Raw genomic sequence first — 19,276 nt, forward strand, 5'->3', positions numbered from 1 at the left:
ACACGACGCGACGAAGGGACACCGATGACGGACTTCTCGGTCCTCACCGGCAAGGATGTCGGCGAGCTGCTGGCCGGGCAGGAAGAGGGCGTGATCGAACGGGTGCGCGCCGCCTACCTGGCGCACGACGAGGGCGACAGCGTCAACCCGGACAGCTACTTCCTCCGCTTCCCCGAGAAGCCCGACTCCCGCATCATCGCGCTGCCCGCCTACCTCGGCGGCGAGGTCGGCATGGCCGGCGTCAAGTGGATCTCCAGCTTCCCCGCCAACGTCGCCAAGGGCGAGCCGCGCGCCTCGGCCGTCCTGGTCCTCAACGACTACGACACCGGCCGCCCGGTCGCCCTGCTGGAGGCCGCCGGCATCAGCGCCGCCCGCACCGCCGCCTCGGCCGCGCTCGCGGCCGTCACCCTCGGTACCGCCCCGCCCGCCACGGTCGGCGTGGTGGGCGGCGGCGTGATCGCCCGTACGGTCTGCCGGTACCTGTACGCGGCCGGGATCAGGCCGTCGGAGATCCGCTGCCACGACCTCGACCCCGCCTCGGCCGCGGCCCTCACCGGCCACCTGGGCGACCGGTACGCGGTCACCGCGCTGGAGACGGACCTGCCCGCCGCCCTCGACAGCGACCTGGTGCTGTTCGCCACCACCGCCCTGTCCCCGTACGTGCCGGACACCCACCGCTTCCGCCCCGGCCGGCTGGTGCTGAACATCTCGCTGCGCGACCTGGGACCGCGCACCCTGCTCGCCGCCGACAACGTCCTGGACGACGTCGAGCACTGCCTGAAGGCCGGCACCTCCCCGCACCTGGCCGAACAGCTCACCGGCTCCCGGGACTTCGTCACCGGCACCCTCGCCGGGGTGCTGCGCGGCCGGGTGCGTCCGGACCCGCGACGGCCCACCGTCTTCTCGCCCTTCGGTCTCGGCGTCCTCGATCTGGCCGTGGGCCACTGGCTGTACGAGCGGGCGCTCGAGGAGGACCGGCTGCTGCGGCTGCCCGACTTCTTCGGGGAGACCCGCCGGTGGTGAACGACGAGGCGGCCGCACCCGACGGCCCGGTCCTGACCGGCCGTCAGCTGACCGCGCTGGTCGTGGCGCGCGCGACCAGCAGCGCGGGGTTCTTTGCGGTACTGCCCTACCTCGGGCTGTGGCTCACGGACGACCGGGGCCTGTCCGGGGCCTCCGCCGGACTCGTCGTGGGCGGCTCGATCCTGGCCAACCGCGCGGGCGGGGTGGTGCTGGTCCCGCTGATCAACCGGCTGGGCCTGAAGTCCTCGGTCGGCGCCGGCTATCTCGGCGCGGTCGCGATGTTCGCCGTGCTCGGCCTCGGCCTGCGGCTGCCCGTGTACGGCTGGCTGGTGCCGGCCGCGCTGGCCGGCCTGTCCCTGGCCATGGCGACCACGGCGATGAAGGCCCAGATCGCCGCCTTCCCGGCGGGCCAGCGGCTGCGCGGTTTCAGCTATCTGAACATGGCCGTCAACGCCGGTTCCGCCGTCGGACCGGTGATCGGCGGTCAGCTGCTGGAGTGGCACGCCGACCGGCTGCCCCTGGCGGCCGCGCTGCTGGACCTGGTCGCGCTGGCCGTCGTGCCCGCGCTGCCGGGCGCCTGGCGTGCCGCCGACCGCACCGGCACGGCGGCCCCGGCCGGCACCGCGGTCCGCCGGCTGCCCGGTCGCCGGTTCGTCGCCTTCACCCTCGTGGTGTGCGGCACCTGGGTGGCGTACGCGCAGGTCTTCGACGTGCTGCCCGCCTACCTCGGGGACGCGGTCGGCGCCCGCGAACTGGGCCTGGTGTTCACCCTGAACGCCGTCCTGGTGGTGGCCCTCCAGGTCCCGGTGTCGGCCCTGTCGCGCCGGCTGCTGGACCGCCCGCGCTCCGGCTTCGGGCTGCTGTGCCTGGGGGCGAACGCGGTCCTCGCCGGCGCGGTCGTGCTGTTCGCCCTCGGCCGCGCGGCCGGACTCGGCCCGATCCTCGCGGCGATGGTCCTGTTCACCCTGTCCGAGCTGGTGTGGAGTCCGCTGTACGACACCCAGGTCGGCGAACGCCGTGGCGAGCTGTCCACCACGGCCGCGTACGCCCTGGCGGGGGTGGCCTGGGGCGCGGCCGAGTCGGCCGGCGCCTGGCTGGGAACGCTCCTGGTCGTCCACCCCTCCGGTCACGGGGTGCCGGCCGGCACCGCGGCGCTGCCCTACTGGGGCGGTGCCGTACTCGCCCTGCTCACCGGCCTGGCCCTGTCCTGGGACCGCCGGGCCGCGTCACGGAAACCGCACGACGGTAGGAAAGGAAGTGTCCATGACGTGGATGTGTCTGCTCGGGCCTAGCCCCGGGGGAGCCCGGGCGATCGCGCTGCACGGCCACCGGCCGGTGGTGCTGGTGCCGCCCGGCACGGCCGTGCCCTCCGAGGTCGCGGCGCACGCCGAACGCGTCGTCTTCAGCCCGATCACCGACCACACCGCGGCACGGGCCGCCGTGGACCGCCTGGTGGCCGAGCTGGGCCCGCCGCGCCTGGTGGTCTCCTTCACCGAGTTCGCCCAGGAGGTCTGCGCGCGCATCGCGACCGGACTGGGCCTGCCCTCGGTGACCCCGCGGGCGGCGGCCCGCGCCCGCGACAAGGCCGCCATGCGGGCCCTCCTCGCCGGGACACCGTACGCCTGGCCGTACGCCGCCGGCACCCCGCAGGACATCGCCGCCGCCGTGCGCGCGGAGCCCGACGGCGTGCGCTGGATCGTCAAACCCCAGGACGGCGCGGGCAGTGCCGGGGTCACGGCCCTCGCGTCGTATGCCGGCCTCGACCGGTGGCTGGCGGACCTCCCCGCCCAGGACGACGGCCAGGCCCGTCGATACATCGCCGAACACGCCGCCGACGGTCCTGAGTTCAGCGTGGAGGCGGTCAGCTCCGACGGGACGCACACCCTCCTCGCGATCACGGCGAAGCAGACGACCGGCAGCCCCGGCTTCGTGGAGACCGGACACGTCGTGCCGGCCCCGCTGACCGACGCCGACGCCACGCGGCTGGGGGACGCGGTGCGGTGCGTCCTGGACCGGCTGGACATCCGGTACGGCGCCAGCCACACCGAACTGCGGCTCGACCCGGTGCACGGCCCGGTCGTCATCGAGACCCACACCCGGGTCGGCGGCGACTGCATCCCCGAACTCGTCGAACTCGCCACCGGCCAGGACCAGTACGAGCGCGCGATAGCCGCCCTCCTCGGCACCGCCCCCGCGCTCCCGCCGGCCCCGGCCGCCCCGGCGGCGGCCATCGGGTTCGTCCTCCCGCCGGCGCCCGGCACGCTCACCACGCTCTCCGTCACCCCCGTCCCGGGCGTCCTGCGCTGGCACTTCGACCGCGCCCCCGGCCAGGAACTCGCCCGGCTGCGCAGCTCCGAGGAGCGCGTCGGCCATGCCATCGCCCTCGGCGGGACACCGGCTCAGGCGGCCGAGACCGTCGCCAAGGCCGTCGCCGGCGTCCACCTCCAGACCGCGCCGACCGCCCACCCGGAATGACGCACGGCAGCAGAAAGGCACCCCCCATGTTCGACGACCTCGACGTCCGCGCCCTGTCCCGCCGCCCCGGCGCCAAATGGAGCCGTGCCGAGCCGGACGTCCTCGCGGCCTGGATCGCGGAGATGGACTTCCCGCCGGCCCCGGCCGTGCGCGAGGCCCTGCTGCGGTGCGTGGAGAACGACCTCGGCTACCCCTCCTGGGACGGACGGCCGGCGGAGAACCCGCTGCGGACCGCCTTCGCCGAGCGCATGCGCACGCACCACGGCTGGGCACCCGACCCCGCCCACGTACGGGAGTTCACCGACATCAACCAGGGCCTGCAGGCCGTGCTGAACGTCGCCACCCGGCCGGGCGACGGCGTCGTGGTGCACACGCCGACCTATCCGCCGTTCCTGGAGACCATCGCGAGCATGGGCCGGCGCCTGCACGCGGTGCCCTACGTCCCGGACGGCGACGGCTGGGCGTTCGACGCCGACCGGCTGGACCGGGAGCTGCGCGAGGGCACCTCCCGGGTGCTGCTGCTGGTCAACCCGCACAACCCGACGGGGCGGGTGCTCCGCCGCGAGGAGCTGCGGGCGCTGGCCCGGCTCGCGCTGCGCCACGACCTGCTGGTGATCGCCGACGAGGTCCACGCCGATCTGGTGCACGCCCCGCACCGGCACATCCCGTTCGCCTCCCTCGCGGACGAGGTGGCCGCCCGCACGGTGACCCTGACCTCGGCCACGAAGGCGTTCAACGTGCCCGGCGTGCGCTGCGCCGTCGCCCACGTCGGCGCGGCCGAGGTGCGCGCGGCGCTGGCCGGCCCCACCCACCTGTACGGCGAGCCGAACACCTTCGGCGTCGCCGCCACCCTGGCCGCCTGGCAGCGCGGGGAGGACTGGCTCGCCGGGCTGCGGCCGGTCCTGGCCCGCAACGCCGCGCTGGTGCGCGACGGGCTCCCGGCCGGTGTGGGCTACCGGATGCCCGAGGCCACGTTCCTCGCCTGGCTGGACTTCCGCGAGACGGCGCCGGACCCCGACCCGCACACGTTCCTGAAGGACAAGGCCCGCGTCCTGCTCAACGACGGCCGTGCCTTCGGACCGGGCGGCGAGGGCTTCGTACGCCTCAACTTCGCCACGTCCCGGGACATCCTGGAGGACATCCTGCGCCGCATCCGTGAGTCCCTGTCCTGACGCGCCCGGACCCCCGGACGCACGACGGCGGCGGGGCGGACCACACGGTCCGCCCCGCCGCCGTGCCGTGGTCAGGCGGCGGCCCTGAAGCGGCGCAGCCGCAGGCTGTTGCTGACGACGAACACCGACGAGAACGCCATCGCGGCACCGGCGATCATGGGGTTGAGCAGCCCGGTCGCGGCGAGCGGCAGGGCGGCGACGTTGTAAGCGAACGCCCAGAACAGATTGCCCTTGATGGTGCCGAGGGTGCGCCGGGCGAGCCGGATGGCGTCGGCCGCGACCCGCAGGTCCCCGCGCACCAGGGTGAGGTCCCCGGCCTCGATGGCCGCGTCCGTGCCGGTGCCCATGGCCAGCCCCAGGTCGGCCTGGGCCAGCGCGGCGGCGTCGTTGACCCCGTCCCCGACCATGGCGACGGAGTGTCCCTCGGCCTGGAGACGCTTGACCACGTCCACCTTGTCCTCGGGCATCACCTCCGCTATCACCTGCTCGATGCCCGCCTCGGCGGCCACGGACCGGGCGACGGTCTCGTTGTCCCCGGTGAGCAGGATCGGCTTCAGCCCGAGCGCCCGCAGCCGCCGGACGGCCTCGGCGCTGGTCTCCTTGATGGCGTCGGCGACCTCCAGCACGGCGCGCGGCTCGCCGTCCCAGGCCACCGTGATGACCGTGCGGCCCGCGGCCTCCGCGTCGGCTCCGGCCCGCGCCAGCGCGGCGGGCAGTTCCATGGACCGCTCGGCGAGCAGCTTCCGCCGGCCGACGAGGACGCGGCGCCCGTCCACGACACCCTCCACACCGAGCCCCGGCAGGTTCCGGAAGTCCGCCGCGACCGGGAGCGTGCCGACCCGGTCGGCGGCACCCGCGGCGACGGCCTGCGCGATGGGGTGCTCGGAGGCGTGCTCCAGCGCGCCCGCCAGCCGCAGCACCTCCCGCTCGTCCACGCCCTCGGCCGGGTGCACGCCCAGCAGGGTCATCCGGCCGGTGGTGACGGTGCCGGTCTTGTCCAGCACGATGGTGTCGACCTTGCGGGTGGTCTCCAGCACCTCCGGCCCCTTGATGAGGATGCCGAGCTGGGCACCGCGCCCGGTGCCGACCAGCAGGGCCGTCGGGGTGGCCAGGCCCAGGGCGCACGGGCAGGCGATGATGAGCACCGCCACGGCCGCGGTGAACGCGGCCGTGCCGCCCGCGCCGTTGCCGAGCCAGAAGCCGAGGGTGGCCACGGCCAGACCGATCACGATGGGCACGAAGACCGCGGAGATCCGGTCGGCGAGCCGCTGCGCCGAGGCCTTGCCGTTCTGCGCGTCCTCCACCATCTGCGCCATCCTGGCCAGTTGGGTGTCGGAGCCGACCCGGGTGGCCTCGACGACGAGCCGGCCGCCGGCGTTCAGGGTGGCGCCGGTGACGGCGTCGCCCTCGCCGACCTCCACGGGCACGGACTCACCGGTCAGCATGGAGGCGTCGACCGCCGAACCGCCCTCCACCACGGTGCCGTCGGTCGCGATCTTCTCGCCGGGCCGGACGACGAACCGGTCGCCCACGGCGAGGTCCTCGACGCGGACCCGCTCCTCGCGGCCGCCGCGCAGCACGGTGACCTCCTTGGCGCCCAGCTCCATCAGGGCCCGCAGGGCGGCGCCGGCCATGCGCTTGGAGCGCGCCTCGAAGTACCGGCCCGCGAGGAGGAAGGCGGTGACCCCGGCCGCGGTCTCCAGGTAGAGGTTCCCGCCGCCGTCCGAACGGGAGATGGTCAGCTCGAAGCCGTGGGTCATGCCCGGGGTGCCGGCCGAGCCGAAGAACAGCGCCCACAGGGACCACAGGAACGCGGCGGCGGTGCCGACCGAGATCAGGGTGTCCATGGTGACGGCGCCGTGCCGCAGGTTGGTGTAGGTCGCGCGGTGGAAGGGCCACGCGGCGTAGGTGACCACCGGCGCCGTCAGGGTCAGGGAGAGCCATTGCCAGTAGTCGAACTGCCAGGCGGGCACCATGGCCAGGACGATGACCGGCACGGCCAGCGCCACGGCGGTGACCAGCCGCTCGCGCAGCGAGCGCAGCTCGTCGTCCGCCCGGCCGCCGCCCTCTCCGCCCTCGCCGCCCTCCGGCACGGCGGGCGCGGGCGGCGCCGCGGTGTAACCCACGGCTTCGACGGTGGCGATGAGGTCCGTCACCTGGAGGACGGGGGAGTAGGTGATCTTGGCCTTCTCGGTGGCGTAGTTGACGGTGGCCTCGACTCCCTCCATGCGGTTGAGCTTCTTCTCGATACGGGCGGCGCACGAGGCGCACGTCATCCCGCCGATGCTCAGTTCGACTTGGGCCAGGTCTGGGGTGGTTGTTGCCATCATGCTCCTCGGCAGGGGGCTGCGGAGCCGCGGACCAGGAGGTGACCGCGGCTGATTGCATACCCCTACGGGGTATCGGTAGAGTTATGTATACCCTCGGACCCACCCGGAAGCAAGGTCGGGCAGGACGTTGGCCGTATACAGCCGGGGGGTATGCCCGCCGGGGGGCCCGCTCGCGCGCCGGTGCCGGGCCAACTCGCCCGGCGGCTCCGAGAATTCGCATGTCGCACCGGGTATGGCCGGTCGGCCGCGGGTGGTTTGTACGGGTCACGGGTATCTTTTGGGAGGGAGCTCGCCGCGGTGCGGGGCATCCCTCGGGAGAGGGAAGGGAAGCGGAGTCATGGCGGGGCAGAAGACGCACAAGGATGACGTGATGATGCGGCTGCGCCGCATCGAGGGCCAGGTCCGCGGCCTCCAGCGCCTGGTGGCGGAGGACACCTACTGCATCGACGTCCTCACCCAGGTGTCGGCGGTGACCCGCGCGCTGCAGTCGTTCGCCCTGCAGATGCTCGACGAGCACATGGCCACCTGCGTGAGCAACGCGGTCGCGGAGGGCGGCGAGGAGCGCGAGCAGAAGCTGAAGGAGGCGTCCGACGCGATCGCACGCCTGGTGCGTTCCTGACGGACACCCGCGAAGGGCCGGCGGCCGGGGGCTGCCGGCCCTTCGCGGAGGTCGGGGCTTGTCCTCGCCACCCCCCGCCCCTAGGGTCGTCCGGGCATGGTGGCAAGCGCTTTCCACGGCTCTCACGGCTGCCTGCGTCCTGTCGACTCCCGAGGAGCGCCGCATGCCCCTGCCCGCACCCCGCCGCCGCGTCGCCGTGATCGGCACCGGTGCCATCGTCACCGGCGACCATCTGCCCGCGCTCGGAGCCCACGCCGAGCGGACCGAACTCGTCGCCGCCGTCGACCTGGACCGGGACCGGCTGGACGCCTTCCGGCGGCTCGCGGGCGCACGGGTCGCCGGGTACACCTCGACCGAGGCCATGCTCGACGCGGTACGGCCGGACCTGGTGCTGATCGGCACCCCGCCGGCGCTGCACCGCGAGCAGACCGTGGCCGCGCTCGAGGCGGGCGCCTGGGTGCTGTGCGAGAAGCCGCTCTGCCTGTCCCAGGCCGAACTGGACGACATCGCCGCCGCCGAGGAGGCGTCCGGTGCCTATGCCGCGGTGGTCTTCCAGCACCGCTACGGCTCGGGCGCCGTACACGCCCGCGACCTCCTCGCGCGCGGCGAACTGGGCGCGCCCCTGGTGGCGCACTGCCAGACCACCTGGCACCGGGACGCCGCGTACTACGCCGAGCCGTGGCGCGGCCGGTGGGCCACCGAGGGCGGCGGACCCACCATGGGGCACGGCATCCACCAGTACGACCTGCTGCTGCACCTGCTCGGCGAGTGGGAGGAGATCCGGGCCATGGCGGCCCGCCTGGTCCACGACATCGAGAGCGAGGATGTCTCCACCGCCCTCGTCCGCTTCCGCGGCGGCGCGCTCGCCACCGTCGTCAACAGCGTGCTGTCCCCCTGGGAGGTGAGCCGCATCCGCGTCGACTGCGCCGACGCGACGGTGGAACTGACCCACCTGTACGGACACGGCAACGACGACTGGGTCTACACCCCGGCGCCGCACGTCGACCCCGAGCGGCTCACGGCCTGGCACGCCCCCGCGCGGAACGTGCCCAGTTCCCACACGGCGCAGCTCGGCGCCTTCCTCGACGCCTACGACCGGGGGGTACGGCCGCCCGGCAGCGGACAGGACGCCCGCGCCGCCGTGGAGTTCGCCGCCGCCCTCTACAAGGCGGCGTTCACCGGGCGGCCCGTGCGCGCGGGCGAGATCGGCCCCGGCGACCCCTACTACACGGCCATGCACGGCGGCCACCCCGACTGGGCCCCGAAGGAGGGCGCGTGAGCATCCGCGTCAGCCACGTCCACGGCGAGCACCTCGCGGTCCGGGCGTCGAACGGCACCGAGATCCTCCGCTACGTCTACCGTCCCGACCCGGACCCCTTCGAGGCGCCCAAGCCCTACGCCCACCCCGTGCGCACCCTGTCCGGGCACACGGTCACCGGGTACCGCCCGAACGACCACCGCTGGCACAAGGGCGTGCAGATGACCGCCAGCCATCTGTCCGGACAGAACTTCTGGGGCGGCGACAGCTATGTGCCCGGCCGGGGTTACCTGGCACTGCCCGACCGGGTCGGCTCCATGCGCCACGACGGCTTCGCCGCCCTCGCCGCCGGGGAGGAACGGCTCGCCCTCACCGAGGAGCTGACCTGGGTCGCGCACGGCGGGCGGGAGTGGGCCCGTGAGGAGCGCGGCATCGCGGTGCACTCGGTCGACGAGGAGGCCGGCGCCTGGGCCCTGGACTGGTCGATCCAGCTCACCAACATCCGCGCCGAACCCCTGGTGTTCGGGTCCCCGACCACGGCGGGCCGCGAACTGGCCGGGTACACCGGTCTGCAGTGGCGCGGGCCGCGCGACTTCACCGGCGGCCGGGTCCTCGCCCCCGGCTCCGGCGCCGGGGACCTCATGGGCACCCAGGGTCCCTGGCTCGCCTTCACCGCCGAGCACGACGAGGTCGACGGGCACTCCACGCTGGTCTTCGCGCACGCGCCGGAGAACCTGGACGAGACGCGGGCGATCCACCCGTCCCACTGGTTCGTGCGCGCCGAACCCGTCCCCACGGTCGCGTTCTCCTGGGCGTTCTTCGAGGAGTTCGCCCTGGAGCCGGGGGAGTCCTTCGGCTACCGCTACCGGCTGGTGATCGCGGACGGGGCCTGGGACCGGGACCGGATCGCCGCGCACCTGGAGAACCTGCCGTGGTGAGGGGCCGGAGCCCGGCCGCGAGCGCCGGGCAACCGCCGGCGGCGCCCCTTGACGGGTATCTGGTCCGTACCTATGGTCTCGTCAACTCGGCCGTTCAGAAAGCCGTTTGGCGTTCACATACGAGGACGGAACAGACGCAGGACAAGGACGCTCCCGCCCGCCGCCGTGGGTCCGCGCGTTCCGCTCTCGCCCTCACGGCGACGGCGGCCCTGCTCGCCGGCGGGCTGCTCTCCTGGCCCGGTGCCCGGCGGGCGGAGGCCAGAACCTGGACACCTGTACGGCACCGACGTCGGCGAGCGGCTGCGGCAGGCGCTCGGATTCCAGGCCACGTACGAACTGGGCATCGCCGTCCCGAGCTGGCTGTGCGGCGGCAGCGTCGACCGCGGGCCGGGTCCGGTCACCGAGGCCGGCTACAACGCCCTCCACAACCGCCTGGGCATCGCCATCACCAACACCGGGACCCTGCCCCGGCAGAACCGCCCCGCGGGCAGCGACAACCTCTTCGTCGCCTGGGAGACCCTGACCCACGGGGACGACCCGCACTGAGTTTCCGGGCGACCGGCACCGGGCCGGACCGGGCGTGCGTCGCCCGGCCCGGCACAGTCAGGTCACGCGGCGTGGGCTCACAGAGCCGGGCCGCTCGTGTCGCCGGGCCTGATCCGGCCGCGCCAGGCGCCGGACTCGGTGCCGCGTTCCTCGATGTACTCCTTGAACCGCTTCATGTCGCCCTTGACGCGCCGGTCGATCGTGCCGATCAGGTCGCCGGCCTTCTCCACGGCACCGCTGGGCTCGATGTCCATCACCAGCTCCACCCTGGTGTGGGTGTCGTCCACCCGCTCGAAGCGGACGCTGCCCCGCTGGCTGGTGTCGCCGCTGACCGTGCGCCACGTGATCCGCTCGTCCGGCAGCTGGTCGACGATCTCGGTGTCGAACTCCCGCCGTACCCCGCCGATCTTCGTGGTCCAGTGGTTGTGCCGGTCGTCCAGCTGCGTGATCTCCTCGACGCCCTCCATGAACCTCGGGAAGTTCTCGAACTGCGTCCACTGGTTGTAGGCGGTGTGCACCGGAACGTCCACTTCCACCGCTTCCTTGACCGTGCTCATCTCCACGTCTCCGTTCTCACTGGTGGGGTGTCCCGGGCCGCCCCGCCGCGCGGGCCGACCCGGCCGGAGTCTGCCGGGTACCCGGACAGCCGCCGGTCATGGCCGCCGATTCCGATCACCGCGCCCGGCCCCCCAGGCCCGGGACCGCGCCCCCGTTCCGGGGGTGTGGATCCGGCCACCGACCGCTTCTTCGCGCCACTGCGCTGACGTGGTGTTTTACAGTGTCTGCCACCAGTTCAGGGCAACAGGACCTGTGAGGTATTCGCGAACATGCCGACCGAGACGTTTGAGTTTCAGGTAGAGGCCCGTCAGCTGCTCCAGCTGATGATCCACTCGGTGTACTCGAACAAGGATGTCTTCCTGCGGGAACTCGTCTCCAACGCCTCCGACGCGCTGGACAAGCTGCGTCTGGAGAAGCTCTGGGACGACTCGCTGGACGCCGATGTGTCCGACCCGCACATCGAGATCGACATCGACAAGGACGCCCGTACGCTCACCGTGCGCGACAACGGCATCGGGATGTCGTACGACGAGGTCGGGCGGCTCATCGGCACGATCGCCAACTCGGGGACCGCCAAGTTCCTCGAGGAGCTGCGCGAGGCCAAGGACAAGGCCGGCGAGGACGGGCTGATCGGCCAGTTCGGCGTCGGGTTCTACTCCGGCTTCATGGTGGCCGACGAGGTCACCCTGCTGACCCGGCGGGCCGGCGAGAACCAGGGCACCCGGTGGTCGTCGCGCGGCGAGGGCACGTACACGCTGGAGAAGGTCGACGACGCGCCGCAGGGCACCTCGGTCACGCTGCATCTCAAGCCGGCCGACCCGGAGAACCAGCTCCACGACTACACCTCCCCGTGGAAGATCAGGGAGATCGTCAAGCGGTATTCGGACTTCATCACCTGGCCGATCCGCATGGTGCCCGAGAAGGCCGGCGAGAGCGACGAGACGCCCGAGCCCGAGACGCTCAACTCCATGAAGGCGCTGTGGGCGCGGCCCCGCGACGAGGTGTCCGACGACGAGTACCACGAGCTGTACAAGCACATCGGCCACGACTGGCGCGACCCCCTGGAGACGATCCGGCTCCAGGCGGAGGGCACCTTCGAGTACCAGGCCCTGCTGTTCCTCCCGGCGCACGCCCCCCACGACCTGTTCACGCGCGACTTCAAGCGGGGCGTGCAGCTGTACGTCAAGCGCGTGTTCATCATGGACGACTGCGAGGCGCTGCTGCCGCCGTACCTCCGCTTCGTCAAGGGCGTCGTGGACGCCGCCGACCTGTCGCTGAACGTCTCCCGCGAGATCCTCCAGCAGGACCGCCACATCGAGATGATGCGGCGACGGCTGACGAAGAAGGTCCTGTCCACGGTCAAGGAGATGATGACCAAGGACGAGGAGCGCTACGGCACCTTCTGGCGGGAGTTCGGCACGGCCGTGAAGGAGGGGCTGGTCACCGACCCGGAGAACCGCGACGCCCTCCTCGCCGTCGCCTCCTTCGCCAGCACGCACCACGAGACCGAGCCGACCACCCTCAAGCAGTACGTGGAGCGGATGAAGGACGGCCAGGAGGACATCTACTACCTGACCGGCGAGTCCCGGCAGAGCATCGAGAACTCCCCGCACATGGAGGCCTTCCGGGAGCGGGGCATCGAGGTGCTGCTGCTCACGGACCCGGTCGACGAGGTGTGGGCCGACGCCGTCGGCGAGTACGAGGGCAAGAAGCTGCGCTCCGTCGCCAAGGGGCAGATCGACCTCGACGCCGAGGACGAGGACACCGCCGACGCCGAGCGGGAGAAGCGGACCGAGGAGTACGCCGGGCTGCTCGGCTGGATGAAGGAGCGGCTGGACGAGGACATCAAGGACGTGCGCCTGTCCTCCCGCCTCACCGTCTCCCCGGCCTGTGTCGTCTCCGACGCGCAGGACCTCACCCCGGCGCTGGAGAACATGTACCGCGCGATGGGCCAGGAGGTGCCCCGCGCCAAGCGGATCCTGGAACTCAACCCGGACCACCGGCTGGTGAAGGGCCTGAACCAGGCCTACCGGGAGCGCGAGGACCGCACGGAGCTGGCCGAGACCGCCGAGCTGCTGTACAGCCTGGCGGTGCTCGCCGAGGGCGGCCAGCCCAAGGAACCGGCCCGCTTCGTCAAGCTGATGGCGGACCGCCTGGAGCGCGCGCTGTAAGCCCGCGGGCACGGCACCCCGCCGTCGTACGTCCCTGTGGGCGCCCCCGCCCCGCCGTCACCGCGACGGCGGGGCGGCGGCGCGCCCGATCGGACCCGCGCCGAGCCCGGCGACTCCGGCGGCTCCTTCCTCACCGGCGACCAGGCCCAGGGCGTCACCTCCGGCGGCTGGGGCAACTGCTCCTCCGGCGGCGAGACGTGGTTCCAGCCGGTCAACGAGATCCTCAGCCGCTACGGCCTGACCCTGCACACCTACACCGGCTGACCCGCCCGCCGGGCCGGCCGCTCCCCGTGACGCCGGCCGGCCCGGTTCCCGTACCGCCCCGACCCGGTGGGCCGTCATCCCGACCGCTCAGAAGGCCCCGAGGTCGGCGGACACCCAGTGCTCGGGGCGCATGGAGACGACGACGTGCTCGCCGAGCCGGGTCCGGTCGTACTCCACGAACGCGGCGACCTTGTCCTCGGGGAGATACCGCGCGGCCATCTCCCGGGACAGCTCGGGACTGTCCGGGGCCGTCGCGACGACCGGGCCCTCCACCGACACATAGCGCACGGTCGGTTCCGTGCGCTGCGCCATCAGGCTGAAGCGCCCCGCGGAGAGGATCGCCCGGGCCTTGCGGGAATCGGGCCCGGTGCGCACCCACAGGTCGCCGCCCGGCGTGTACTGGTACCAGATGGGAACCGTCAGCGGCGCGCGGTCCGGCCGTTCGACGACCGACAGCGCCCCGATGTGCGGCTCCGCCAGAAACAGTTCGCGTTCGCGCTGGGAGAGTGCCATCCGGCCGACCCTAACGTGCCGGGCCGGCACGGACAACGGACCGTCGCTTCCCCGGTGCGGGCACGTCAGCCGGTGCCGCGCTCCAGGACGCGGCGGGCCGCCTCGGCCTCCGCCGCCGGCGGGGACAGCTCGTCCAGGGTGTCCAGTTCGTCGTCCGCTTCCAGCTCCCGCGTCCAGGCCGCCGCGAGCCGCTCCTGCTCCTCGCGCGGCCGCGCGCCGACGGCCTCCCGGTGGCCGGGATCCAGCGCCGCCAGGAATCGTTCGACCGGGTCCGTCGGCATGCCGTGCTCCTTGTCGCCGCGAGGGTGCCGCTCCCGGCCCAGCATGGCCAACCCTGCGTGCGCCCGCCGCCCGACACGGGCCCGGTCCACCCTGATGGCCCTGCCGCCCGTCCCGGCGTCCCGCCTCCCGGGCGTCCGTCAGGTCTGCCGGGCGTGCACGGGCGCGTGGGCGACCTCGTCCGGGCACTTGTGGCGTGGTTCGCGCAGCCGCCGGTCGCGCTGCCAGTCGAACACCGCGAGGGCCAGGGACGCCGCCATCCCGGCCAGCGCGGCGCCCAGCGCGACGACGAGGGCGCCGCGGTAGTCGCCGCCGCTCTGCTCCAGCACCAGGTAGAACAGGCCGGGCAGCGCGGCGGTGCCCAGCGCGGCGCCGAGCCGCTGTCCGGTCTGCAGCGCGCCGCCCGCCGCCCCCGCCATGCGCACGGGCACGTCCCGCAGGGTCATGGTGATATTGGGGGAGACCACGAAGCCGCCGCCGATACCGCCGAGGAAGAGGACCGGAGCGGCGACCCAGGGCGCGAGGTGCGGGGGCGCGAGGCGGAGCAGCAGCGCGGTGCCGCCCAGGCCGGCGATCACGCCGGTGAGGCCGCAGACGGTGAGCAGGCGGCCGTAGCGCTCGACCAGCCGGCCGGCGACGACGGCCGCGCTCGCCGAGCCGAGCGCGAAGGGGGTGACGGCGAGCCCGGAGCGGAGCGGGGAGAAGTCCAGCCCCCGCTGGTAGAACAGGGCGAACACCAGCCACACACCGCTGAAACCGACGAAGTACAGGGTGCCGATGCCGGCACCGACGGCATAGCCGCGCACGGTGGTGAACAGGCGGGGATCGAGCAGCGGCTGGGCGTCCCGGGCGACGAGACGGCGCTGCCACCAGGCGAAGACGGCGAGGACCGCGGCGCCGGCCGGGAACAGCCACCACAGGTGCTCGATGCCGCCGGACTCCGCCAGGACCAGCGGCCACATGAGCGTGAGGACGCCGACCCCGAGGAGCAGCACCCCGGGCAGGTCCACCCGGCCCCGGCCGGAGCGGCGGGTGCGCGGCAGCAGACGGCGGCCGAGGAGGACGGCGAGGATGCCGAGGGGGACGTTGACGTAGAAGATCCACCGCCAGCCCTGGGCACCGGAGGCGAGGGCGAGGATGGCGCCGCCGGTGAGGGGGCCGGCGGCGGAGGATATGCCGACGGTGGCGCCGAACAGGCCGAAGGCCCGGCCGCGCTCGGCGCCGCGGAACATCTGCTGGATGAGCGCGGAGTTCTGCGGAGCCATGAAACCCGCAGCCAGCCCCTGCGCGAGCCGGGCCGCCACCAGCAGCGTGATGTCCGGGGCCGCGCCGCAGGCCGCGCTGCAGACCACGAAACCGCTGAGGGCCAGCAGGAAGATGCGGCGCCGGTCCAGCGCGTCGCCGAGCCGGCCGGCGGTGACCAGGGCGAGGGCGAAGGTGAGGGCGTAGCCGGACACCACCCACTGCACCTGCGCCGGGGAGGCGTGCAGATCGCGCTGGATCGTGGGCAGGGCGACCGCCACGATCGTGACGTCGAGCAGACTCATGAACCCGGCCACCAGGGTGACCCACAGGGCTCGCCAGCGCTGCGGATCGGGCTCGTACCCGTCCCCGGGGGCGCCCGGTTCCCTGCCGCCCGCGGCCGACGTCGACGCTGTCACCTGGACTCCTCTCCACCGGGGGACCGGGCGGACCAAGTTCCCCCGCCCCCGCCCGGCACACCTGCCCCCGGCCTGCTGCGGATCCGGCCCCGGACGTCGCCGGGCCGGGTCCGCGCGGCACCCGGGCGCCGGTCTCCGCCGAGGCACCGGACGGACAACTCGCCTAAACTGGCCGCATGGACACGAAGAGTGACGGAATACGTGCGAAGCGTCAATACCCTCCGCTCTCCCGGGGCGCCGCCCTCCTCTGCGCGGCGGCCGCGGCCGGAGCCCTGCTCGCCGGGTGCGGCCAGGACACCGGCGGCGAAGCGGCGCCGAGCGGCGCGGCCGACGCCGCCGGGATCGCCGCGGCCTCGCCCTCGCCCTCGCCGTCGGCGGACACTGGTCACCTCACCGAGGACCAGCGGGAACGCAAGGCGCTCGTCCCCAAGGCCAAGACCGGCTTCGAACACGCGCTGCACGCCGCGACGGCGGCCGTGGCGAAGTCCGAGCCGGTCTCCGTGGAACTCAAGGGCACGCCCGACAGCCCCCGGTGGGAGACCGAGGTCGCCACGGCCGACGGCAGCGCCCACACCGTCTCCGTCGACGCGGCCGGTGGCAAGGCCGGCGAGGCGCGGGCCAAGCACGAGGACGACGACGACCGGCGCGAACTGGCGGACCTGCTGAAGAAGGCCACCGTCAGCGCGGAGCAGGCCGCGCGGACCGCCACGGACAAGACCAAGGGCACCGTCACCGCCGTCGAACTCGACGACACCGACGGCGGCACCCCGAAGTGGTCCGTCGACGTCGTCACGACCGACGACTGGAACAAGACGACCTACGACATCGACGCCACCAACCGCAGGATCCTCGGCGAACACGTCGACCGCGACTGACGGCCCGCCCTCGCACGGCGCCGGGTTGCCGCCCACCGTTTTCCCGCCCGGCGCGGGGGAACCCGGGCGGGCCGACGAGTGGAGCGGAGGACGCCATGAGCGGACAGACCGGCGAGCCCGCCGACCGGTACCGGCGGGCCCGCGACGACGAGGAACCGGGAGCGCACTCGGGCGGTGAGAGCCGGGCCCATGAGCGGACGATCCCGGGTACGTCCGGTGCGAAGGAGGGCTACCAGCCCGACAGCGGCACTTCGGCCGGTGAGCCGCTGCGCGGCGTGGAGGCCGAGGAGCGGCGGGACGACCGGCGGCCGCGGGGCGGCGAGGAGGTCCCGCCCGACGGCTGACCGCCGCCGGGCGTCACGCGCCGTCCCCGGACGGGCGCCGTACCACCAGGCTGCTCACCTCGAAGGTCATCTCCGTCGTGTCCGGGTCGGGCGCGGGGTGGTGGCGCCCGGCGCAGACCGAGAGGTTGACGATGAGGAAGGCGTGCCAGCGGCGCCCCACACCCCGCCGGTCCGCGAAGACCCGTTCGCCGTTCAGCCACCAGACCACCGAGTGACGCCCGAACTCGGTGCGCAGGTCGATCCAGGCCCCCGGCCGGACGCCGTCGGCGTGCACGTACCGCTGGGACCCGCGCACATGGTTGGTGAGTTCCAGCAGGTCCGGGTGGTCCGGGTGGTACTCGAAGACGTCGACCTCCTGGCCGCCGTCCCGCCAGGTCCAGATGGCCGGCCACGCGCCGGTCTCCGTGGGCAGCCGCACCCGGGCTTCCAGCACGTCCCCCGGCAGGAGCAGGAACTCCTCCTCGCTGCCCTCGGTGGTCAGCAGGCCGGTGTCCCAGTTGCCGTCGGGCCGCCGGGTGGCCCGGAAGACGCCCGAGCGGCTGTGGCCGGGGCCGTCCACGAGGTGGTCCAGCTTGTCGTCGTCCGGATTGACCGGGCCTCCTCCCGGGTAGGCCGAGGAGCGGCCCGCGGTCCACTGCGCCGTGGACGCGAAGTCCGCCGTGAACACCACGTCGGACGGGGGCGGGTCGCGCGGGGCCGGCAGGGAGGCCGTCGTCGGTTCGTTCATGTTCCGATGTCTCACCGACGGCGGCCCGGTCATGCCTATAGGCCGATCATCGCACGGTATTTCGTTCGTGTGAGTGAATGAAGAGGGGGGCGGGAGTGTCAGCGCAGGCTCGCGCCCTGCGTGCGCAGCTCGCGCTGGACCGCGCGCACCGGGACGTCCCGCGGGCTGCGGCCCTCCGTCGCCGCGAGGGCCGCGCAGACGCCCGCCGCCTGCCCGGTGGCCATGGAGATCGGCATCACGCGGTAGGAGGAGTGGGCCACGTGGTCCCCGGAGATACAGCGGCCCGCGACCAGCACCCGCTCCGGGCCCCGGGGCAGCAGACAGCGCAGCGGGATGTCGTAGGACGCGCCGCGCGGCAGCCGTCGGAGCGTGGTGCCGCGCCCGCTCGGGTTGTGGATGTCGACCGGGTAGGCGCCGCGTGCGACGGCGTCGTCGAACGTGCGGGCCGTCAGGACGTCCTCGCCGGTCAGCTGGTACTCCCCGACGATCCGCCGGGTCTCCCGCACGCCGACCTGGACGCCGCTCTGCACCACGTAGGAGTCGGCGAAGCCCGGCACGCGGCTGCGCAGGAACCGGGCGATCTGCGCCATCTGGCGGTGCGCGGCGAGTTCCGCGCGGGTCAGGTCCCAGACGCTGGTGCCGAGCACCTCGGTGACCCGCGTGGAGTTCACCGCGACCTCGCCGGCGTTCGGGGTGGCGAAGAAGAGGATGTCCTCGCGCGCCAGGTCCAGCTCGCCCGCGTCCGTGGCGGCGCGCACCAGGTCCCACAGCCCGTGCACCCCCTTCCACTGGCCGGGCCGGGCGCGGGTGTAGGCGGTGAACCTCTCGTGGTCGAAGCGGATCATGCGGAACATCAGCGTCATGGGCTGGGTCCAGCCGTCCTCCGGCCGGCCGATCTCGTACGCGGCCCCCGCCGCCGCGGCGATGTCACCGTCCCCGGTGCAGTCGACGATCACGTCCGCGTCCAGCACCAGCGGCCCCGACTTGGTCTCGAACACCGCCCGTACCCGGTCCGGCAGGCCGACCACGCCGGACGCGAAGGCGTGCAGCAGCATCCGGACCTCGTGGGTCTCCAGCAGCTCGTACGTCACCAGCTTGAACAGTTCCGCGTCGAACGGCACGGTGTAGCCGGTCTCCAGCGAGGGCCGGATCGCCGCCCCGGCCCGGACGAGCTGTTCGAGCAGCATCCACAGCACCCCGCCGACGACCGGCTCGCCCTCGCCGTGGTCGGGCGGCAGCAGCCTCGTGGTGTCGCCGGGCACGGCCTGCCTGACCTCGTTGTGGAAGCTCATCAGCGGCATGACCAGGGCCGCGGTGGCGTTGCCGCCGAGGAAGCCGTAGCGCTCCACGAGGACCACCTCGGCGCCCGCGTCGGCCGCGCCGAGGGCCGCCCCGATCCCGGCCGGACCGCCGCCGACCACCAGCACCTGGGTGGAGCCGGCGTGCAGGGCCCGGCGGGGCGGCAGCTCCACCGTGGTGGGGACCCGGGGCGGCATCAAGTACGACACGTGCACTCCCTGAGG

The 19,276-nt window shown here is 73.6% G+C and carries 17 protein-coding genes and 2 pseudogenes; 12 read left to right on the forward strand and 7 right to left on the reverse strand.

Going from position 1 to position 19,276, the window contains the following annotated elements; translation table 11 throughout:
- Positions 1-24 precede the first annotated feature (24 nt).
- From sbnB to ACZ4W9_RS23595, 4 genes are read left to right on the forward strand one after another with little or no spacing between them, the layout of a single operon-like run.
- Positions 25-1,023, forward strand: coding sequence for a 2,3-diaminopropionate biosynthesis protein SbnB (gene sbnB, locus ACZ4W9_RS23580; RefSeq protein WP_467938922.1), 999 nt, complete (start codon positions 25-27; stop codon positions 1,021-1,023).
- Complete coding sequence (locus ACZ4W9_RS23585) at positions 1,017-2,315, forward strand: MFS transporter (protein WP_467938924.1); 1,299 nt, start codon at positions 1,017-1,019, stop codon at positions 2,313-2,315. Before sbnB ends, ACZ4W9_RS23585 begins: the two co-directional genes overlap by 7 nt.
- On the forward strand, positions 2,287-3,498 hold the full coding sequence (locus tag ACZ4W9_RS23590) for an ATP-grasp domain-containing protein (RefSeq protein WP_467938926.1): 1,212 nt from the start codon (positions 2,287-2,289) through the stop codon (positions 3,496-3,498). Before ACZ4W9_RS23585 ends, ACZ4W9_RS23590 begins: the two co-directional genes overlap by 29 nt.
- A gap of 26 nt (positions 3,499-3,524) precedes the next feature.
- A complete protein-coding gene (locus ACZ4W9_RS23595) occupies positions 3,525-4,670 on the forward strand; it encodes a MalY/PatB family protein (protein WP_467938928.1) in 1,146 nt (381 codons plus the stop codon).
- Between the two features lie 71 nt (positions 4,671-4,741).
- Here the strand turns inward: ACZ4W9_RS23595 and ACZ4W9_RS23600 are convergent, their stop codons facing one another.
- Positions 4,742-6,997 carry a heavy metal translocating P-type ATPase gene (locus tag ACZ4W9_RS23600; RefSeq protein ID WP_467939014.1) on the reverse strand — a complete coding sequence of 752 codons (2,256 nt, stop codon included), beginning with the start codon at positions 6,995-6,997 and terminating at the stop codon, positions 4,742-4,744.
- Positions 6,998-7,337: 340 nt separating this feature from the next.
- On the opposite strand from ACZ4W9_RS23600, the gene ACZ4W9_RS23605 reads away from it, so the two are divergent.
- From ACZ4W9_RS23605 to ACZ4W9_RS23620, 4 genes and pseudogenes are all read left to right on the forward strand, one after another.
- Entirely contained in the window at positions 7,338-7,619 is a 282-nt protein-coding gene (locus tag ACZ4W9_RS23605) for a metal-sensitive transcriptional regulator (protein WP_467938930.1), read from the forward strand.
- Between the two features lie 163 nt (positions 7,620-7,782).
- The gene (locus ACZ4W9_RS23610) at positions 7,783-8,898 is read left to right on the forward strand and encodes a Gfo/Idh/MocA family protein (RefSeq protein WP_467938932.1); all 1,116 of its coding nucleotides are present in this window, start codon (positions 7,783-7,785) and stop codon (positions 8,896-8,898) included.
- Positions 8,895-9,815, forward strand: a complete 921-nt coding sequence (locus ACZ4W9_RS23615) for a DUF6807 domain-containing protein (RefSeq protein ID WP_467938934.1) — start codon at positions 8,895-8,897, stop codon at positions 9,813-9,815. The genes ACZ4W9_RS23610 and ACZ4W9_RS23615 overlap by 4 nt, the downstream gene beginning before the upstream one ends.
- Before the next feature lie 273 nt (positions 9,816-10,088).
- Positions 10,089-10,361: pseudogene (locus tag ACZ4W9_RS23620) on the forward strand (alginate lyase family protein); the annotation flags it as partial.
- Between the two features lie 77 nt (positions 10,362-10,438).
- On the opposite strand, the gene ACZ4W9_RS23625 reads toward ACZ4W9_RS23620, so the two are convergent.
- Positions 10,439-10,918: an SRPBCC family protein gene (locus ACZ4W9_RS23625; protein WP_467938936.1), complete on the reverse strand. Its 480-nt coding sequence runs from the start codon at positions 10,916-10,918 to the stop codon at positions 10,439-10,441.
- 270 nt (positions 10,919-11,188) lie between these two features.
- Between ACZ4W9_RS23625 and htpG the strand changes: the two genes are divergently transcribed.
- Positions 11,189-13,090 (forward strand): molecular chaperone HtpG, encoded by a 1,902-nt coding sequence (htpG, locus tag ACZ4W9_RS23630; protein ID WP_467938938.1) that lies wholly within the window; start codon positions 11,189-11,191, stop codon positions 13,088-13,090.
- 99 nt (positions 13,091-13,189) lie between these two features.
- Positions 13,190-13,354 (forward strand): annotated as a pseudogene (locus ACZ4W9_RS23635) (trypsin-like serine protease); the annotation flags it as partial.
- An 87-nt stretch (positions 13,355-13,441) separates the two neighbouring features.
- On the opposite strand, the gene ACZ4W9_RS23640 reads toward ACZ4W9_RS23635, so the two are convergent.
- From ACZ4W9_RS23640 to ACZ4W9_RS23650, 3 genes are all read right to left on the reverse strand, one after another.
- On the reverse strand, positions 13,442-13,867 hold the full coding sequence (locus ACZ4W9_RS23640; protein ID WP_467938940.1) for a pyridoxamine 5'-phosphate oxidase family protein: 426 nt from the start codon (positions 13,865-13,867) through the stop codon (positions 13,442-13,444).
- 65 nt (positions 13,868-13,932) lie between these two features.
- Positions 13,933-14,148, reverse strand: a complete 216-nt coding sequence (locus ACZ4W9_RS23645) for a hypothetical protein (protein ID WP_387507458.1) — start codon at positions 14,146-14,148, stop codon at positions 13,933-13,935.
- Between the two features lie 138 nt (positions 14,149-14,286).
- Positions 14,287-15,807 (reverse strand): MFS transporter, encoded by a 1,521-nt coding sequence (locus ACZ4W9_RS23650; protein WP_467938942.1) that lies wholly within the window; start codon positions 15,805-15,807, stop codon positions 14,287-14,289.
- A 176-nt stretch (positions 15,808-15,983) separates the two neighbouring features.
- On the opposite strand from ACZ4W9_RS23650, the gene ACZ4W9_RS23655 reads away from it, so the two are divergent.
- Positions 15,984-16,682, forward strand: a complete 699-nt coding sequence (locus ACZ4W9_RS23655) for a PepSY domain-containing protein (RefSeq protein ID WP_467938944.1) — start codon at positions 15,984-15,986, stop codon at positions 16,680-16,682.
- A 95-nt stretch (positions 16,683-16,777) separates the two neighbouring features.
- Positions 16,778-17,026, forward strand: coding sequence for a hypothetical protein (locus tag ACZ4W9_RS23660; RefSeq protein WP_467938946.1), 249 nt, complete (start codon positions 16,778-16,780; stop codon positions 17,024-17,026).
- A gap of 13 nt (positions 17,027-17,039) precedes the next feature.
- On the opposite strand, the gene ACZ4W9_RS23665 is transcribed toward ACZ4W9_RS23660, so the two are convergent.
- Together ACZ4W9_RS23665 and ACZ4W9_RS23670 are read right to left on the reverse strand one after the other, a co-directional pair.
- Entirely contained in the window at positions 17,040-17,753 is a 714-nt protein-coding gene (locus ACZ4W9_RS23665) for a LamG domain-containing protein (protein ID WP_467938948.1), read from the reverse strand.
- A 98-nt stretch (positions 17,754-17,851) separates the two neighbouring features.
- Positions 17,852-19,261 carry an FAD-dependent oxidoreductase gene (locus ACZ4W9_RS23670; protein WP_467938950.1) on the reverse strand — a complete coding sequence of 470 codons (1,410 nt, stop codon included), beginning with the start codon at positions 19,259-19,261 and terminating at the stop codon, positions 17,852-17,854.
- Positions 19,262-19,276: the final 15 nt, after the last annotated feature.

The sequence above is a fragment of the Streptomyces sp. NPDC029296 genome, from assembly GCF_055569255.1.

Coding starts and splice junctions, on each gene's coding strand:
- sbnB (WP_467938922.1), top strand. CDS start 25: ATGACGGACTTCTCGGTCCTCACCGGCAAGGATGTCGGCGAGCTGCTG.
- ACZ4W9_RS23605 (WP_467938930.1), top strand. CDS start 7,338: ATGGCGGGGCAGAAGACGCACAAGGATGACGTGATGATGCGGCTGCGC.
- ACZ4W9_RS23640 (WP_467938940.1), bottom strand. CDS start 13,867: ATGGCACTCTCCCAGCGCGAACGCGAACTGTTTCTGGCGGAGCCGCAC.
- ACZ4W9_RS23595 (WP_467938928.1), top strand. CDS start 3,525: ATGTTCGACGACCTCGACGTCCGCGCCCTGTCCCGCCGCCCCGGCGCC.
- ACZ4W9_RS23665 (WP_467938948.1), bottom strand. CDS start 17,753: ATGAACGAACCGACGACGGCCTCCCTGCCGGCCCCGCGCGACCCGCCC.
- ACZ4W9_RS23590 (WP_467938926.1), top strand. CDS start 2,287: ATGACGTGGATGTGTCTGCTCGGGCCTAGCCCCGGGGGAGCCCGGGCG.
- htpG (WP_467938938.1), top strand. CDS start 11,189: ATGCCGACCGAGACGTTTGAGTTTCAGGTAGAGGCCCGTCAGCTGCTC.
- ACZ4W9_RS23660 (WP_467938946.1), top strand. CDS start 16,778: ATGAGCGGACAGACCGGCGAGCCCGCCGACCGGTACCGGCGGGCCCGC.
- ACZ4W9_RS23655 (WP_467938944.1), top strand. CDS start 15,984: ATGGACACGAAGAGTGACGGAATACGTGCGAAGCGTCAATACCCTCCG.
- ACZ4W9_RS23610 (WP_467938932.1), top strand. CDS start 7,783: ATGCCCCTGCCCGCACCCCGCCGCCGCGTCGCCGTGATCGGCACCGGT.
- ACZ4W9_RS23645 (WP_387507458.1), bottom strand. CDS start 14,148: ATGCCGACGGACCCGGTCGAACGATTCCTGGCGGCGCTGGATCCCGGC.
- ACZ4W9_RS23625 (WP_467938936.1), bottom strand. CDS start 10,918: ATGAGCACGGTCAAGGAAGCGGTGGAAGTGGACGTTCCGGTGCACACC.
- ACZ4W9_RS23600 (WP_467939014.1), bottom strand. CDS start 6,997: ATGGCAACAACCACCCCAGACCTGGCCCAAGTCGAACTGAGCATCGGC.